This window comes from Paludisphaera borealis (genome assembly GCF_001956985.1).
In the GTDB taxonomy this organism is placed as follows: Bacteria; Planctomycetota; Planctomycetia; order Isosphaerales; family Isosphaeraceae; genus Paludisphaera; species Paludisphaera borealis.
Map to the genome: position 1 here is coordinate 1 of NZ_CP019084.1, position 16,415 is coordinate 16,415.

The window sequence follows — 16,415 nt, forward strand, 5'->3', positions numbered from 1 at the left end:
AAATAAATGGGGCAGGCTTGACGCCTGCCCCGGTTGAATCAGGCTGCTTTACGGGCTTTGCCTTTGGATTTCGGCTTCTCGGGGGTGACGGCGGTAAACGCCATACCCTCGGGCAGCCACTGCGAAATCCCGGCGACCTGCTTTTGGGTGCGGCCGTATTTCTCCGGCTCGGCGAACACCCGCTCCAGCTGGGCGACAAGCTCGCTTTTCTTGTCGCGGCTGCGGGCTTGTGCCCACGCCTCACCCAGCAATCCGCCGCCCAACGCCAGCAGCTGCTGGGTGGTGATGCGGCCGAGGTAGTTGGCCGCCGTCGGGCGCCAGTAGCCGGACAGGTCGGCGCCGGTCAGGGACAGGGCAAGCTCGCAGGCGGTGGCCTCAAAGCCGGTGGCCAGCTGCGGCTTCAGGCTGGAAGCGACGCAGGCGGCCAGCAGGTCGAGCTTCTGGTTATCCGACAGGTCGGATAACGCCCGGAACCGCTCGGCTTCGCTGGAAAGCTCCAGCCACGCCAGCGGCAGCCCCTGCTCTATCGCTGCCATCGAAGCCCCGGCTGGGGTTTCCTCCTTCACCGCCGGGCGTTGCAGGTCAAACTTCACGCCCAAGCAGCTGTTGGCGGCAAAACGGTGCCCGAAGGCGTCGCTGGCGATGGTGAAGACCAGCAAATCGAGGGCGACCAGCCGGTTGCGGGCGATTTCCGCCTGTGCCGCCTGTTGCCGGTAGGCTTCCAGCTGGCGTTTGAGCGTAGCGGGCATGCCCTTGGGTTTCCGCTCCGTCGCCTCAGTCGGCGATGCCAGCCGCTTTTTGTCGGCTTTCCGCACCAGCCCTTTGTCGGTGCGAAGCGAGCCATCGTGGCCGACCGTGACATAGCACCCGGCGAACGCCATCTGGTGCGGGTCGTAAGCGGCAAAGCCCGCCATCGTCGCCTGCACCTCGGCAAGGCGTGCCTCGGCTGCTTCCTGTGCCTCCAGCAAGGCATCGGATTCCGTATCCTCAAGGGCTTGCTCGATCTCCTCAAGCTCGGCGATCAGCTGGTTTTTCAACGCGATCACCTCGGCCGGTGCCTCACCCGGCTGCTGCTGAATCCGCCCGCAGGCCGAAATCACGCCGTAATCGTATTCCGGCGAAACTTCGACCCAGCCCCAGCCTTCGGCCTCCAGCTGCTGCTTCACGCCGTCCAGCTTGGCAGTTGCCAGGTCGTTTAAAAGCTCCGGGTTTTCGAGGTAGACCGCATCGCTGAACAGATCGCTCTGGATGGTGCCGCCTGCCTCGCGGTAAGCCTCCAGCCCGACGAATTTCGCAAGCTGGCCGTCGGCTTCCGCCATGGCGTCGGTCAACGCCCGACGGATGGCACGCGGGTTTGCCCGCTGGTGATCTCCCAGCGATTTGAACACCTTCATCTGGCGTTTGCGGTCATCGGTGATGGCGTAGGCCATCAGGGCATCGAGCGAAAGCCCGCCCTCGCGGTAGGCTTTCAGCAGCTTCGGGTCGGCGTTGCCCAATCGCAGCAGCTGCTCGACATACTTGACCGTTTTGCCGAAACGCTCGGCAATTTGCTCAGGCGAGCTGCCGCCCGCCTCCAGCTTGGCGAACGCTTCGTACTCATCCGCCGGGTGCATCGCCAGCCTGACCGTGTTGGCGGCTAGGCTCTTTTCCATCGCGTCGCCCTCTTCGACGACGTGGCACGACACCGCGTAATCGGCGGGCAGGCTGCCTTCGGCCTGCAAGGCTTTGATGGCCTCCAGCCTGCGGGCACCTTCGATCACTTCGAAGCCGCCGTCACCGGCGGCGGTGACCACCAGATTCTGCATCAGCCCGTGGGCGAGGATGGAAGCTTTCAGGTCGTCGGCGGCACCCTTGGCCACCGTCCGGCGTGCGTTGAAACGGGATTTGACAAGCTTGTTGATTTCAATCGATTGGTAGTTCATATTATCATTCTCCATAGGTTATAAAGTTGATTACGGGGCGGGTTACAGCCCGCCCCGGCCTTCTAATAGTCCTCCGGCATCAGCACCGTGGTGACCGACCGGTCACGTTCGGTGATGACCCAGAAGAGGTGCTCACCTGCCCCGTAGACGGAATGCAGGCGTTCGCCTTCGATGAGCCCGGCTTCGTTGAGCTGGGCGTCTTCCTCGCAGATGTCACCCCAGTCGCCCATGGCGTGGCGTCGTAAGCCGTCTGCGACGGCGACGCTGGTAAGCCTTGCTTGGGCGTTGCTGGTGATGACGACTGCCCCGAGCGGGAATTTGGGCGGTGCCGATAACGGCAGGTAGACGACGGTGAAGGGTGTCATGGCTCTTACTCCTTGAGCTGTTGATAAAACGGCGGTGCCGGGGATGACCCCGGCACCGGCCCGGTTAGTCCTCGCCGTTGTCGGCTTCCTTGCGGGCTTTGCGTACCTTGGAGTCCGCCTCCATCTGCTTGCCGATCCATGAGTGGGCCTGGTCAAGGAGCTTGGCCATGTGAAGCAGGTCATCGAAGCCTAAGCTGTCGCTTTCCTTCCACGTATCATCGCCGGTTTTGTAGGAGCGGCTGGTGCTCACCGAATACCAGCTGGTGCCTTTTTCGATGGACGTATTCCGCCAGATGGTGACTGCCAGAACGCCGTTGCGGATCTTGTGTGCGGGTGAAGACATATTGAATTTCCTTCTCTTTCGTTTCCGGCCCCGCTCATCGGGGCCTTACCTTGAGCGATCAACCGACGCCTCAGGCGTGAGCGCAGCGACGGTCAATCGCGTTCTGAGTACGAAATGGCCGCACCTGGGCGGCTGTTTCGCAAACGGAAGAAGGCGATTGACTGGCACGGCGGCGGCGGTACTGGTCGCGGTGTAAGGCTCTGTGAGCGGGCAGAAATGAGGCTGGGAAGGAAATCCGGGCTTCAACCCGTGACTAGACGGATTCGCTGGCGGGCTGGTGGTCACCATCTGGCGGATGCGAGAAGTATGTCTATAATCCGACTAGCGATCAGCAGCCGGCAGAAGCCATCATACGCATTACCATTTTGGATTACGTTTATGATCGAGCCAGAATTCCTGCGTCATCTCGAAGGCATTCGGATTGGCATGCTTGATCGTGAAATGCAAACCAAAGCGTCACATGTTCAATATTTTATGACAGATGTTTTACAGAAGATTCCTTGTCTCATTTCGGCACTTAGGGACGAGCACGACTGGGTAAGAGAAGCGGCCGCCGGTGCTCTTACTTGGATCGGCTCCGCGGCGGCCTCGGCAGTCCCTTCGCTGATCGAATCGCTTAGCGACGAACAAGCTTCGGTGCGACGGGCTGCCACCCACGCTCTTAGATCGATTGGACCGGCAGCGAGAGCAGCGACACCTCATCTCGTACGCATCATAGCTCTGTCACCTGATTCTCTTTATGATGCAGCAACTTCATTGGTCGCAATCGATAGTGCAAACGCCGAAAGACATTTACTTAAGCAAATCAACACCCTTGATTTACTTCAACGCACTAGCAATTCTAGACGCAGACTTCTTGAATCGCTACGCATGGCCAAGCCCTCGAAAACATCTGTCCCCACATTGCTGACCACGCTCACGGACAGCCACAAGGACAATCGGCGACTCTCAGCAGAACTGCTGGGCATGATCGGTCTGGATGCCATAGACGCGACCCCGGCACTCATTGCGGCACTCAAAGACAAACATGATTCGGTAGTGATTGCCGTAGCTAATGCCTTAGGCTTAATCGGTCAGACGGCGGCAGTCCGACCATTAACACATGGTTTGAACCATAAAACCTCTGACGTCCGATGGGCGGTTGCCCAAGCCCTAGAATTGCTTGGACCGGCGGAGGCGACCCCAGCTTTGATCCTCGCTCTACAAGACGACGATGACCGAGTACGAGAAGCAGCTGCCTCCGCTTTGGGGTCAGCAAGCCCAACCCCGGACATAATGCACCATCTTACTCATGCACTTAAACATCCATCCCATCCAGTGCGGTCTGCAGCTGCATCATTAGTACACATCGGCACCCCAGCTGCCGCTGACGCATTAATATCAGCACTCAATGACCCCGACGCACGAGTGCGTCACGCCACAGCCGACGCACTCACGTCATCAAAACATGTATTTATATCTGTATTACATGAACTTCAGATTGGCATACGGCACAAAGACCCAGATATCGAACTCACGATTTCCGAGACGAAGCATAAAATGATTTACAATCTACACCGCGAAACCTACCTATTCGACGCCTACGCACAATCATATCTCAAACATCTTAAACTCTTTCATTTGTGTATCCGTCTCTATGCGGAAGGTATCAATTCACTTGGTGGTGCCTGCGACTATCTTTCACGCCACTACAACAGTGAAATGAGAAGCAGTGGTTTACCAATGAGCAAACCGAGCTTCGCTCCAAATTTAAAGCAACTAGAGCCAGTTTTCAGCAAGCTTTTTGGAAGAGAGTTCAAGATGTTTACCGTGTCAAATTGGAATGGCGCCGAGCCACAAAGCTATCAGTTCAGCGACGATGCATTGCAAGCCGCGGACTGGGTTTTGAAGTTCTTGAGCAGACAAGACGACTTGAGAAGAGACTGGTTCGGCTTTCGACGACAGCTCGTCGATGACAAGAATTAAACTGGACGTTGTCGAACAACCATTATATAATTTTTATAGGAATTACGTTTATATGCATATCTGAGATTAAGTTGTTTTTGTATCGTGGACATAGATTTGTCAGAAATTAGCTTTCCAAGCGACGATTTAAGCGTTGGAAGGCTTCGCCGCATGTATCCTCGCCAAGTCGATGTCGGCGAAGCGATCGATCTATTTACAAATGATGGTTCTGGCCACGCTGGAGACGACGCCACAGGTATGCTCTATGCGGAACGTGCTCTGGCAACGGCGGCATTCAATCGCACTCTGGGAAATACCCCAGCCCACCATTTCCTTGCTGATTCCGATCTAAGGGATTACGCAAAGAGCTTGATCGAGCTTTACAACCGCTTCGATATCGCCGCCGGACCGCGTCACGCTGAGCAGCTTATCCGAGGAATCGAATCACAAGCTGCCGATCAAGCTCGACGAAGATCGGGCATAGGTCTTTGACAGGGGGTGTAAAACGCGGCTTAACACGCTTTTCACCGCGAACGTCTGAGTTACTATGAAGCTGTCGGATCGAGGTTGACGCCACGATCCGACAGCCTGAACCTCAGCCGTGGTGAAACGGCCAAAGGGCCTTGGCAGGTCCCTTCACCTTATCACCTCAGGCCCTACTGTTCAACGTGTCGCACAGGCGACAGAACGCCGTCTAGCGGTGCCGGTCTTCGTCCGCACATTGCGAGCGGGCGGAAGGAGCGTTTCTGTTGAAGAAAACGATCAGAAACCCGGTATGGCCGTCTACTGACGCAAAGCGTCCGACAGCCAAGCCTGACACCGAACGACGCGATGACGGCTGGCCGCTCCAGCCGCCCGCGGCCGGAAGCTCGGAGGAAGCTGCTGCTACGGCACGCGTCGTCGGCTTCCCCGGCGGTGCCACTGGCCAAGAGCAATAGTGATCGACTAGGCAATTCTGTATCTGACGCGGGCGGTAGCCCGAGTCCTAGGATCGCTCCACGTAACCACCGCATGCGGCTGGCCGGTAGCTGCATGCCTTGACAGTTCACACAGTCGCTTTCCCAAAGTTCATCCGCCTATCGAAGGAGTCTCGCCATGTCCAGTCTGAGCAACGTTTGCACATCGGGCTCGCCTAGGGAATCCGATCCGGCATTTGATTTCATCGTCGCCGCCTTGTCGGCGATGCCGCCGAAGTCCCGCCATGAGCTGCTGGCCTTCCTCGATTTCTGGCGGGAACTGTCGAAGGAAGACCGTGCCGTGTTTGCAAAGTCGATCCGGCCCGGCCTCACCGAAGAAGCCGTTGCGTTGCTCAGCGGCGTTACAACGCGTCAGCTGCATCGTTACCGACGCTATCGGGAGGTCAAAGTGCGGCTCGCCGACTATCTGGAGCCGAAGCGGCGGCGGTGGTATCTGCCCGCCGAGATCGAGGGCTGATTTCACGGTGGAAGGCGGCCGATGTCATCATTCCAAAATTCTCGCCTACCACCTAAGTCGTTTCGTTCACACGTTTAGCGTCACGCGATTTCAGGTCGCAATGTCGCAACCGCTAATAGGGTGACGGTGCCGGGCAGCAATGCCCGGCGAGCCCCTTCCAACTGCTTTCATCGTACTCACGAGGACACAGCCATGCTGAAGCTCGAACGATCGAAGTCACGGGTCATCCCCCTGCTGCTGATTCCGGCCTTGGCCTTCGGGCCGATCGGCTGCGGCGGCCCGGAATTCATCCCTCTTTTTGTCGCGGGATGCTCCGTCGTCGGTATCGCCGCCATCACCGTTTACGAGATCCAGCAAGTCCAGTCCGCCCAGCTGGACATCGAGATGAAGACGCTGCGGCTTCAGGGTCTGAAAAACGGCCAAGTCGTTGAGTCCGATCATAGATTGGATGCTGATCAGGTTCGCAAGATCGTCGATTCGGGCAAGGTGAAGATCAACGGCAAAGTGCTCGTCATGCGGCCCGAGTGACGCTTGTTGATGCGGCGACACATCCACCCGGAGGCGTTCCGCCTCCGGGATCGCCTCCATCAACACTTTGATACTTCCTGATTTCTACATCCTAAGCCAACACCGCATGCGGTGGCCGGTCACTGCACGCCTTTTTCAAACCCACCGGCAGCATTTTCCCGTGAAAGGGGCAACCCATGAACGTAGCGATTCAGGCGACGGCCCGCCCTCTCCGTGGCGAGAAGGCCGAGCTGGTGCCGGAAATGTTCGAGACTAGGCGGCTGGTGCTGTCGCCCGACAATCCGTTGCCAAGCCCGGCCCGGCTTGCCCAGCTGGAGCCGGAAATCCAGAAACACGGCCAACGGGTTCCTGGATTCGTTTTTCCTTCGCCGGAGCTGGATGAAGAGCAGCGGGTGGTGCTGGAAGGGGCTCACCGGATGCTGATATGCCAGCGGCTGGGGCGGCCTTTCTGGGCGTTCGACCTCGGGCGTTACGTGCCCGAAGAGGAGCAGATCGAGCTGACGTTTCAGCACAACCACCTCCGCCGCGTCATGAGCCTTGACGAAATCGTCCAGCGGGCGGCCCGTTACATAGAGCTGACCCGCTGCACGGCGGGCGAGGCCGCGAAATCGCTGGGGATCTCCCCGGCGAAGCTCAGCCGTGCCTTCGGCGACAAGCGTATCCCGGCCCATCTGCGGGAGCGTGCCGAGCAGCTGGGCATCAGCATCCGCTCGCTGATTGCGGCGGCGCCGATCGACCACATGACGCAGGCGGTGGAATACGCCGAATCGCTGGGGCCGGACGGCAAGCGACGCACCCGCGATCAGGTGGCGGAGTTCATCCGGCACCTGAAGAAAGGCGGCAGGAACGGCGGCAAATCCAAGAAGGTCGTTTCGCTGCCGTTCAACGGCCGCGTGATATCGGTAACCGTGGCCGAGAATGACACCGTTGCCACGGTTACCAAAGACGTGCAGGCACTGCTTGCCCGCTTGGGCGAGCACGCCAAAGTTCGGCCCGATGGCTGGGCCTACATCCTCCAATAAGTGAACTAGCGTCGTTCCACGCACCGGGGCGGCGGCGTGCCGCCCTTTACTTCCGAACCCATGAGAGGTTAGCAACATGGCTGGTATGAGCACATTATTCGTCATGAGCCTTTTCGGCTGGTTCATGGCCACGTTCGGCATGTGGGCGATCGCCGCCATCGCCGCGGTAGGCATCGCGTGGGGGATCAAGGGAAAGCAAGCGGCCATCGGCGTCGGCATCGTGCTGGGCGCCGCCTTGCTGTGCATGCAGTCGCTACAGGCGAACAAATGGGGCCGCCCCACTTTGACCGCGAAACAGAAGAAGGCGGCGGCTGACGCCAAGAAGCATGTGGTCAGCAGGAAGATTAACGCCCAGGCGGAAAAGCAAATCGACGCGTTCATCGGGAACGGATTGGCTTCCATGGGGTCGGGCGGCGGATATGGCGGCATCGGAGGCGGTGGAGGCTCCGGCATGGGCATGCCGCAGGTTTCAGTGCCGCACGTTGCGACGCCGAATCTCAGCCCCCATTTGCCGCCGCGGGCGGTGGGTATTCCGGGGCCAGTGCAACACTCGGCTTCCTTCGGGTCACCTGTTGCCGCACCGGCAGCCACGCCCAGGGCGGTCATGGGCAGCCCGACGCCGCAAATCGCATTACCCGGCTCGGTGACGGGCGATACCGATGCGGCTAGGGAAACAGGCTTGTCGCTGATCGAGGCGGCCAAGGCCAAGGCGACTGCCGCCACCAAGCCTCAGGCTGACGCCAAGACGGCGACGGCAAGCACCGCTACGGCAACCCCCGCGGCGAAAGCGGCTGTGGGGAATGTGGCAGGCCATACGGCTTCGCCGAAGGCACTGACCGCCACCAACGGCATGCCGGGTATCGGCACGGGCAAGCCGACGCCTCAGGCGTTGGCACAGGCCGCAAGTAAGGCTAACCAAAACATTCCGCCGCCCAAGCCCAAGCCCACCATCCCCGGACTTGGAACCGTGATGACGGTGCCGCAGCAGCCGGTTGGCGACGGCTCGCACGCAAAGCCTGGCAGTGCTACCAACCCCTCCCCTGTTAACGGGCTGGGCACCGGAATGAACACGCCTCATTCTACCGGAGGCGGCGACGGCAGCCCGAAGCCGGTGCAGCAGCGTTATCGGCCGAATTACAGGATCACCGATCCCGACAAACTCGCAGCGATGGCCGAGCATAGGGCAATGGCGGGTATGGGTCAGGTGACTGACCAACACCCGGCCAATCACGCCAACAGCACGCCCACCGGCGGCAACCACCAGCCGCAAGCCAACCACGTCACTCCCACACAGGGGCACCGCAAGCACTACGCTTCCACCGATACGTCCGGCATGGATCGGCACGGTAACCCGATCTTCAACCCAAGCATGGCCTCGACCGGCATGGGTAACGGCATGCCGATGCATCAGCCCGGCAACGGCATGGGCAACGCAATGATGGGCAACCATCCAGGGATGGGCATGGGAAGCATGAACCATCCCGGCGGCAACCACCCGATGGGCGGCGGTATGGGCAACGGCTTGCCAATGCATCACGCCGGCAACGGCATGGGCAACGCGATGATGGGCAACCATCCGGGGCTGGGCATGAGTAACGGCATGCCGATGCATCATCCAGGCAACGGCATGGGAATGCCGCAGATGGGCAACATGATGCCCCAGCATCTCAGCGGGGGCTTTGGCCCGATGCACGGCGGCGGCCATACGGGCGGTATGCACACCGGCCAGATGGGCGGCGGCCACAGGTGAAACCTTCAGGCCGGGGCTGTCGTCAGCCCCGGCCATCAACCTCGATTCCCAACGGAAAGGATCGCTCGATGCAAGACCGCACCATTTTTATCGCATCCGCCGTCGGTTGCCTCGTTGCCCTGAGCTTCGGCTGCTTCCTGCTCATGGTGTGGGGCGGCGAAACGCCCACCTGGATGCTGAGTTCTGAGCTTGCCGCCGTCTGCTCGGTGGCGTTGGTCTACGGTTTCACCGCGTTGCTGCCGTCGCTGGCACCCTGGTTATGGTCGCGGCCTGTCAAAGGCGCCGCCTGCGTGTGCCTGGGCGTGGCGGCCATCTTCGTGCCCCTGTCTTTTGTCGTAGCCGCCATATTAATCGCACTCGGAACGCGGCTGATGTGGACGGCCGCCGTCGAGCTTGAAGGCGGGCACGAGCAGCCGGTGGTGGTTGAAGCGACGCCACGCCCCGTCGAGGCCAAGGCCCGTAACCGCTCCGTGCCGCATGTGGATGTCGAGGACGTGCTGCGTCAGGTCGAAGCCAACGGCCGCAAACTGGCAAGCCGTGGGAAGGAGTAGCCGATGCGTGGGTTTTTGATCGCGGTCGCTTTGCTACTGGCCGTCTCCGCCGTATTGCTGGGCGGCGGCAAGCTCCTGAAACCGGCGGAGCTGAAACGCAAGCTCACGCCGCTGGCCGAGGCGGCGGGCAAGGCCATCCAATCGGCCACCGAATCCATGAAGGCGACCGGCGACGAAACGGCGGAAGCGAAGGAAGCGGAGGAAGAGGCGGCGGAAACGCCGCCAGCCGCCGCCGCGTTCGATGCGATCGACCATGAAATCGACGCCCTGAAGCAAAAGCAGGCCGCAGGCGGAATCGCCGGGCCGGACGCCAAGAAGAAGCTGCACGAGCTGGAGCGGCGGTATCGGGAAGCCAGCGAGGCATGGAGCCGTGAATCCGTCGAGCTGATCGCTGAGCAGGGGCGGATGGGGATTCTGGAATCCGAAGGGCAAGCCATCGACCCGGACGTGAAAACCGACATCCAGCGACAGCTGGACGACGGGCGGAAAGCGAAGCTGCGGGCGAAGGAAAAGCTGCTCCGGCGTGGCGCCAGGCTGACGCCCTGACCGCACGGGCGGTTGAAGAAGCTCTTTGACGATCCAGATTTTGGAAGAGGAGCATTTTATGTTCATGCGTATCCGTTTAGCGACTGCGTCCACGGTCGCGTCTGCCTGCCGGGCGACGCTCATCCTGGCGTTGGTCGTGCTGGCCGCAGCCGCCACCGTGATCGCCATGCGGTTTCCAGTGCTGCTCATGGCCGCTGCGGGCTTCATCGCCTGGCGGCGGCTGATCTACCATCCGGCGTCGGATGCATACGGCTCGGCGTCGCTGCTTACGCCCCAGGCGATGGAAACGGCGGGCATGCTGGGCGACAAGGGGCTGGTCGTCGGCCGCTTGCCGCCCGACCCGGTGCCGATACTGTCGGCCGCAACGTCGTTGTTTTCGCCGCAGGTGGAAGCGGCGGAAGCGGTCAATCGCTTCATGGCGGCGGCAGGCTTCGGCATCCACCGCGGCGGCAAGCTGATACGCATTCCCGATTATATACATTCTGCCGTGTTCTCACCGGCTGGCGGCGGCAAGAATGTGGGGTTCGTCACCCCTACCCTGCTGTCGCACCCCGGCAATATCGCCATCATCGACCCGAAAGGAGAGAGCTTCAAGGCGGCGGCTGCATGGCGAAAGAAACGCTTCGGCAAAAAAGCCTATCGCCTCGATCCCTTCGAGATGTTCGGCACCAGCCACACATTGAATCCCTTTGATTTCATCGACCCGAAGAAGGAGGATTTCCTCGACCAGTGCCGGGATTTCGCCAACCCGCTGATCATCCGGCCGCCCAATGACCAGCACCCGCACTTCTCCGATATGGCGGAGCTGAATCTGGTCGGGCTGACCGCATTCACCATCGCTTGCGAGACTGACAAAAAGCGGCGGCACTTGGGAACTGTCCGCGGCCTTTCCTCGTCGCGGGAACGCTACGACATGGCCTTGAAGGTGATGGGTGAAAGCGACGCTGCCAGCGGCGTCATCAGGCAGCTTAGCGGCGAGATGGGCTTTGCCGCACCGGAGGAGCAAGGCTCGATCCTGACTACTTTCACGCGGAACCTGGCGTTCCTGGATTCGCCCGTCGTCACCCGCAACGTCAGCACTTCTAGCTTCGACCCGATGGAGCTGAAAACCGGCAACGCCGACCTGTATTTCATCCTGCCGCATCGCCGCCTGACCAGCCTGGCCAGGCTCCAGCGGCTGTGGATCACCTCGGTGATGAATCGGGTCACCAGCGGCCTGCCCGACGAAAGCCAAACTCTTTTGTGGGTGCTTGATGAGATCGCCCACATCGGTTCCATCCCCGCGATCGAGGAGGCGACCACGCTCTATCGCGGCATGGGCATGAGGTTGATGTTCATATTTCAGTCTTACGCCCAAGTCAAAACCTGCTTCGGCGAAAAAGCTTCCACCATCCTCGACAATATTCACACGCAAGTTTATGTGAATCTTGCGTCGATGGAAACCGCCCAGGAGCTGAGCCGACGGATCGGCGAAACCACCCGTACCGTGTACAGCGAAAACGGCGGCGACGGCGATTCCTACCAGACGGGGGCTGCCAGCCAAGGGCAAGGCGGCAGCAAGTCGTCGAACCGGGGCTGGAGCCGCAGCGAAATCGCCCGCCAACTGCTGAAGCCGGAGGAAATCCTGACGCTGCCGCGTGACACCTGCATCATCCTGCACAAGAACCTGCCCGCCTGCCTTGGATGGATGGTGCGTTACTACCAAGACCCCGAATTCACCAGCGGCATTGGGCGGCATCGACGCGTCGGGCTGGCTGGCACCGTGTTTTGTTCGCTGCTGCTGGTGCTGAGCCTGCTCTTCGGAGCATTCGTCGCCAAGGGCGTGGCGCCGCCGACGCGATCGGCGGGCAACCGGTCTTCAACGCTGAGCAAGGCGGGCGTGCACAAACACCTGCCCTCCTCTCCCGGCGGCAGGATACCGGCCTATCCGACGAAACGGCGGCCCTCCAGCCGCAACCACCGCAGCAACGACAGCGGATTTCTCATCAAGATATGACAATGCGCATGTATCGCGTTGCATCCCCCTTCGTCACCCAAAGGAGCCATCCATGTCAGACGAAACGCAGGAGAAAAGCCTTCTCCAAAAGACCGGGGCTGGGATCGCGGCGGTTGGAGCCGGGATCGCGGCGGTATACCGGGCTGCGACCAGAGACGGCGTCATCGACGCGTTCCTGCGGCAAGGCGTCGATGAAATCGGCGTCGCCCTGAAGCCGTTCGGCGAATCGATCCAAACGGAGGAGCCGGGGCAGGCGTTCAGCCCCCTTTACAGCGATATCGCCGCCGACAAGCGGCAGCGGCAATCCCAGCCTTCGCCCGGCGACCTGGCCGACAGCGTCAGCCCGAAAATCACGCCGCAGGCGAGCACCAGCCAGCAGGTTTCGCCCGGCGACCTGGCGGAGGGAAAGGGCGTGGAACCGCAGGCGGCGGTGCAGGCCCAGCAGCGGCAAGCGATTCGGATGTCCGTTTAACCGTCACGATGCTAAGGCGGCATGTCGCCGCCTTAGCTGATTTCCGGGGGTGAAACCATGGCCGAGAAGCAGCCCGAGGCAAAGCAGGCGGGTGACGCCAGCCTGCCCGATCGCAGCGAATACGACCGGATTGCCGCCAGACCCATATTCGACAAGCTGACCAAGGAGGAAATGGAAATCCTCAGCGACGTGGACGAGTTCGGCCTCACGGCTGGGGAGCGGGATACGTTTTACCTCTACACGGAAGGTAGCCGGGTAAGTACCTACCATGTCTGGGAACCGACGGAAACACCTGGCCTATTTCCAGAAGGATATAATTCCGTGTTTAGTTGCGATGCGGCAAGCATCGATAACGCCATCGCCGTCGCACGCGAGTCCATCCAGCTGAATCCCGATTTCGTAATCACCGATTCCGACGGCAACGGCTATCGATTCATCAATCTCCAAGGGGACAGTGAGCATTTCTATCGGGTCAGGCCTGCCGACCTCGAACCGCATCCCATGCTCCCTGGGAAATCCCTCTTCGACAAGCTGACCGCCGAGGAAATCGAAATCCTCCGCGACGTGGACGATAGCGGCTTCACGGATGCGGTTCGGAGTCGGCATATCCTCGGGGAATTCGGCATCACGGTGGCAAAGTTTCATGTGTGGGAGCCGGGCGAATCGCCGGGCCAGTTTCCCGTCGGTTACAACCACCTGCTCGAATTCGAGGCGGGGGGCATTCTCAACGCCGTCGATATCGCCCGCGAATCGCTGCACCTGGAGCAGTCATTCATCTTCACCGATGGGTACAGCACCGGGTATCGATTCATTAACTCTGTCGGCGACGTGCAGCCCTTTTCGCTGGCGCCGGTAAGCTCGGCCGAGTTGACCGACGGCGGCATGCCATCGTGGCTGAAGCCGGTTCCTGCAAACCAGCCCCCTTCCCCCGGCGACCTGGCCGAGGGCAAAGGCGTGGAACAGCAAAAGGCTGGGCGACCCCGGCAGCCTCGCCTTTCCAACGGCATCAGGTTGTAGCCGAAACCGGCCATGGACGGCCTTCCCATTTGGAGGTGCATCCATGACGCGATCGAATGACGGCAACGGTTCCCCCCCTGCCCCGCCCAAAGCGGACTGGCGGGGAGCGAATCTGCAAAACGTCAACTTCGCAGGCGTGTCGCTGGAAGGGGCCGACATGCGGGCCAGCGACCTGTCGGGCGCCAATTTCACCAGTGCCAGCCTGCGGTACGTCGATCTTCGCGGTGCGAAGCTGGTAGGCACGACGTTTCAAAACGCCAGCCTGTACGGTGCTAAGTTGCAGGGGGCCGAGGCATATCACGCCGATTTTCGGGGTTGCGACATGCGACATGCCAACCTCGGCGGTGCTTACCTCGAAGGAGCCATGCTGCCGCCTCCCACGGTTTCGCCGGGCGACCTTGCGGAATCGGCGGCGTTGAACCATGCCAGCGAACCCGGCCAAAAGCAGAAGCCGCAGGCGGAGCATTCGCCGGGCGACCTGGCTGAAGGCAAAGGCGTGGCTGCAAGGAACGAGCAAGGACAGGGTCAGAAAACGCACCAGCGTAATGGGCATCGGCAGGGGATCAGCTAAGTCGGCATCCGCTAGCGTCGCCCACGCGGATCGCCTAAGAGGCGGCTAATGGAATAGCCGCCTCTTCCCTTTGACTTAGATTCTAGATATCTAGTCATTTAGAAATTCAGTCAGCTGTTCGTAGTGGCCTGCTTTGGCCGCTGATTTTGGTTGCTTTTCAAGCAGTCCAGCGATACACTGCGACCATCAAACGACTAGTTTACTAGATATCTACCAGCCTAGCCGACCAGTCATTTAGAAATTGGGCAACCGGATTTTGGGCGAGGCCACGAGAACAATGCAGCCATGATTATCACCATCGTGTCATTCAAGGGTGGCGTCGGAAAAACGACCACCGCCATCCACCTGGCTGCCTATCTCCAGAAATCCGGCAAGACGGTGCTGCTCGACGGTGACCTTAATCGAAGTGCCACGGCATGGGCTGCTAGGGGCAACGATTCCTTGCCATTCACCGTCGTCGATGAGCAGCTGGGTTTCACCGCCAACGATGCCCGGCATGCCGTCATCGATACGGCCGCCCGTCCGGCACCGGCAGTATTGAAGGCCCTGGCCACGAAAGTGGATTTGATCATCATCCCGACGACCACCGATGGCTTGTCGCTGGATGCCTTAGCCAAGACCGTCGAAGCCTTGCGGGAAGTCGATGCTGACAAATTTCGGGTGTTGCTGACGATGGTTCCCCCCCGCCCTGCTCGTGATGGGGACATCGCTAGAGCGGCATTCGAGGAAGCCGGGTTACCGCTGTTCAAAGGCAGCATCCGGCTCCTGAAATCCTTTAAGACAGCGGGCACTCAAGGCGTGCTGGTATCCGACGTAAAAGACCCGCGTGCGTCTCTTGGTTGGGATGATTACGCCGAGGTCGGGGCCGAGCTGAAGAAGTTTGCCAAACGATGAGGGGAGCGATGAGCAAGAAACCGGACGATGCTTCGCGGGTTGCTGGGTTGGCCAGCATCCTGAAAGCCACTAACGCCAAACCAGACTCCCCCCTCTCCCCTGCCCCGCTGCCTCCAGCGGCGGCACCAGAATCGAATGCCGTGGAGCTGACGCCGCGTAAGCGGAAAGAGAAAGTCGGAAAGTACCGTGATCCCGATTTCAAGATCACCAGTACGTATCTTAGAAAGACGACGATGAAGCGTGCTCGTCGCAAGTGGGAGGATTTGCAGCCCGAAAAGGACTTCAGCGACTTGCTGCAAATGCTTTTAGAGCAATGGCTTGAGGCCAATTGATATTTAATCAACTAGTCTTCTGAATTTCCAGCATTCTAGATATCTAGTGATTCAATCACCTAGTCAGCTAGTCATTTGCAGCTTGGCGTCCAGATCATTCAAGCGGAGAGCTTGTTTAGCCGATGTGTGGTTAGACGGACAGACGGAACCGCGTGTAGCCGCTTTGCCGTCCAAACGCTTGAACAGGATGGAGGCAAAATGGCTGACAACCCGGAATCTGGAAACGTCAAAAGCAAAAAGCGGCAAAGTCTGAAAGCCGTAAACCGGCAAGCGGCTGCGAAGGTGAAGGCGACAATCCATCTTTCCGTTGATAGCTCCCAGCGATTGACGATCCACGCCGCTATGCTGGGGTTGGATCGCTCCGAGCTGGTCGAGCAGCTGATACAGACGCATCTCCGGCGGTTTGTCGTCAGTGATCGCGGCGGCCAGGAAGAACTGGCCGACGATGCAGCTGCGTAAGGGCAGGGGGGTTGTAGCCAACTAGCTCACTAGACTGCTAGATTTCTAGAAATCTAGTCATCAACCCCTCAGCTGCTTTACCGCTCGATGCTCGACGGTGCTTAGCAGCCAAAGCGTTTTGGCGACCGTAGCCGATGGCCATGGATTCGCTTTGCGGGTAAACCTTTGAACCTCTGAGGGTGCCGAAGCCGCTACCTGTCCAGCCGCTGAAAGCTTCGAGCGTCTAAGCGGCAAGGACGCAGTGGACGGGCATCGGCCAATAAGCTAGT

The 16,415-nt window shown here is 60.0% G+C and carries 18 protein-coding genes; 15 read left to right on the top strand and 3 right to left on the bottom strand.

What is annotated here, in order from left to right; translation table 11 throughout:
* Window positions 1-38: 38 nt before the first annotated feature.
* The 3 genes from BSF38_RS29495 to BSF38_RS29505 all read right to left on the bottom strand — a co-directional run bounded on the left by BSF38_RS29495 (window position 39) and on the right by BSF38_RS29505 (window position 2,630).
* Window positions 39-1,922 (bottom strand): ParB/RepB/Spo0J family partition protein, encoded by a 1,884-nt coding sequence (locus BSF38_RS29495; protein ID WP_076351808.1) that lies wholly within the window; start codon window positions 1,920-1,922, stop codon window positions 39-41.
* Window positions 1,923-1,984: 62 nt separating this feature from the next.
* Window positions 1,985-2,287, bottom strand: a complete 303-nt coding sequence (locus BSF38_RS29500) for a hypothetical protein (protein WP_076351810.1) — start codon at window positions 2,285-2,287, stop codon at window positions 1,985-1,987.
* 64 nt (window positions 2,288-2,351) lie between these two features.
* The gene (locus BSF38_RS29505; RefSeq protein ID WP_076351812.1) at window positions 2,352-2,630 is read right to left on the bottom strand and encodes a hypothetical protein; all 279 of its coding nucleotides are present in this window, start codon (window positions 2,628-2,630) and stop codon (window positions 2,352-2,354) included.
* A gap of 378 nt (window positions 2,631-3,008) precedes the next feature.
* Between BSF38_RS29505 and BSF38_RS29510 the strand changes: the two genes are divergently transcribed.
* The 15 genes from BSF38_RS29510 (at window position 3,009) to BSF38_RS29580 (ending at window position 16,146) form a co-directional block, all read left to right on the top strand.
* Window positions 3,009-4,595: a HEAT repeat domain-containing protein gene (locus BSF38_RS29510; RefSeq protein ID WP_076351814.1), complete on the top strand. Its 1,587-nt coding sequence runs from the start codon at window positions 3,009-3,011 to the stop codon at window positions 4,593-4,595.
* 150 nt (window positions 4,596-4,745) lie between these two features.
* A complete protein-coding gene (locus BSF38_RS31075; RefSeq protein WP_145952416.1) occupies window positions 4,746-5,066 on the top strand; it encodes a hypothetical protein in 321 nt (106 codons plus the stop codon).
* A 603-nt stretch (window positions 5,067-5,669) separates the two neighbouring features.
* Window positions 5,670-6,008 carry a hypothetical protein gene (locus BSF38_RS29520; RefSeq protein WP_145952417.1) on the top strand — a complete coding sequence of 113 codons (339 nt, stop codon included), beginning with the start codon at window positions 5,670-5,672 and terminating at the stop codon, window positions 6,006-6,008.
* Window positions 6,009-6,200: 192 nt separating this feature from the next.
* Window positions 6,201-6,536 (top strand): hypothetical protein, encoded by a 336-nt coding sequence (locus BSF38_RS29525; RefSeq protein ID WP_076351819.1) that lies wholly within the window; start codon window positions 6,201-6,203, stop codon window positions 6,534-6,536.
* Between the two features lie 176 nt (window positions 6,537-6,712).
* Window positions 6,713-7,558, top strand: coding sequence for a ParB N-terminal domain-containing protein (locus tag BSF38_RS29530; protein ID WP_076351820.1), 846 nt, complete (start codon window positions 6,713-6,715; stop codon window positions 7,556-7,558).
* Window positions 7,559-7,634: 76 nt separating this feature from the next.
* The gene (locus BSF38_RS29535) at window positions 7,635-9,308 is read left to right on the top strand and encodes a hypothetical protein (protein WP_145952418.1); all 1,674 of its coding nucleotides are present in this window, start codon (window positions 7,635-7,637) and stop codon (window positions 9,306-9,308) included.
* A 68-nt stretch (window positions 9,309-9,376) separates the two neighbouring features.
* Entirely contained in the window at window positions 9,377-9,859 is a 483-nt protein-coding gene (locus tag BSF38_RS29540) for a hypothetical protein (RefSeq protein ID WP_076351822.1), read from the top strand.
* Window positions 9,860-9,874: 15 nt separating this feature from the next.
* Window positions 9,875-10,405 carry a hypothetical protein gene (locus BSF38_RS29545; protein ID WP_145952419.1) on the top strand — a complete coding sequence of 177 codons (531 nt, stop codon included), beginning with the start codon at window positions 9,875-9,877 and terminating at the stop codon, window positions 10,403-10,405.
* Window positions 10,406-10,430: 25 nt separating this feature from the next.
* On the top strand, window positions 10,431-12,401 hold the full coding sequence (locus BSF38_RS29550; RefSeq protein ID WP_076351824.1) for a type IV secretory system conjugative DNA transfer family protein: 1,971 nt from the start codon (window positions 10,431-10,433) through the stop codon (window positions 12,399-12,401).
* Between the two features lie 52 nt (window positions 12,402-12,453).
* Window positions 12,454-12,873, top strand: coding sequence for a hypothetical protein (locus tag BSF38_RS29555; RefSeq protein ID WP_076351826.1), 420 nt, complete (start codon window positions 12,454-12,456; stop codon window positions 12,871-12,873).
* Between the two features lie 57 nt (window positions 12,874-12,930).
* The gene (locus BSF38_RS29560) at window positions 12,931-13,890 is read left to right on the top strand and encodes a hypothetical protein (protein ID WP_076351828.1); all 960 of its coding nucleotides are present in this window, start codon (window positions 12,931-12,933) and stop codon (window positions 13,888-13,890) included.
* 43 nt (window positions 13,891-13,933) lie between these two features.
* Window positions 13,934-14,461, top strand: coding sequence for a pentapeptide repeat-containing protein (locus tag BSF38_RS29565; protein WP_076351830.1), 528 nt, complete (start codon window positions 13,934-13,936; stop codon window positions 14,459-14,461).
* Between the two features lie 285 nt (window positions 14,462-14,746).
* Window positions 14,747-15,355 (top strand): ParA family protein, encoded by a 609-nt coding sequence (locus tag BSF38_RS29570; protein WP_076351832.1) that lies wholly within the window; start codon window positions 14,747-14,749, stop codon window positions 15,353-15,355.
* Window positions 15,356-15,363: 8 nt separating this feature from the next.
* Window positions 15,364-15,687 (top strand): hypothetical protein, encoded by a 324-nt coding sequence (locus tag BSF38_RS31080; RefSeq protein ID WP_145952420.1) that lies wholly within the window; start codon window positions 15,364-15,366, stop codon window positions 15,685-15,687.
* A gap of 198 nt (window positions 15,688-15,885) precedes the next feature.
* Window positions 15,886-16,146, top strand: coding sequence for a ribbon-helix-helix protein, CopG family (locus BSF38_RS29580; RefSeq protein ID WP_076351836.1), 261 nt, complete (start codon window positions 15,886-15,888; stop codon window positions 16,144-16,146).
* Window positions 16,147-16,415: the final 269 nt, after the last annotated feature.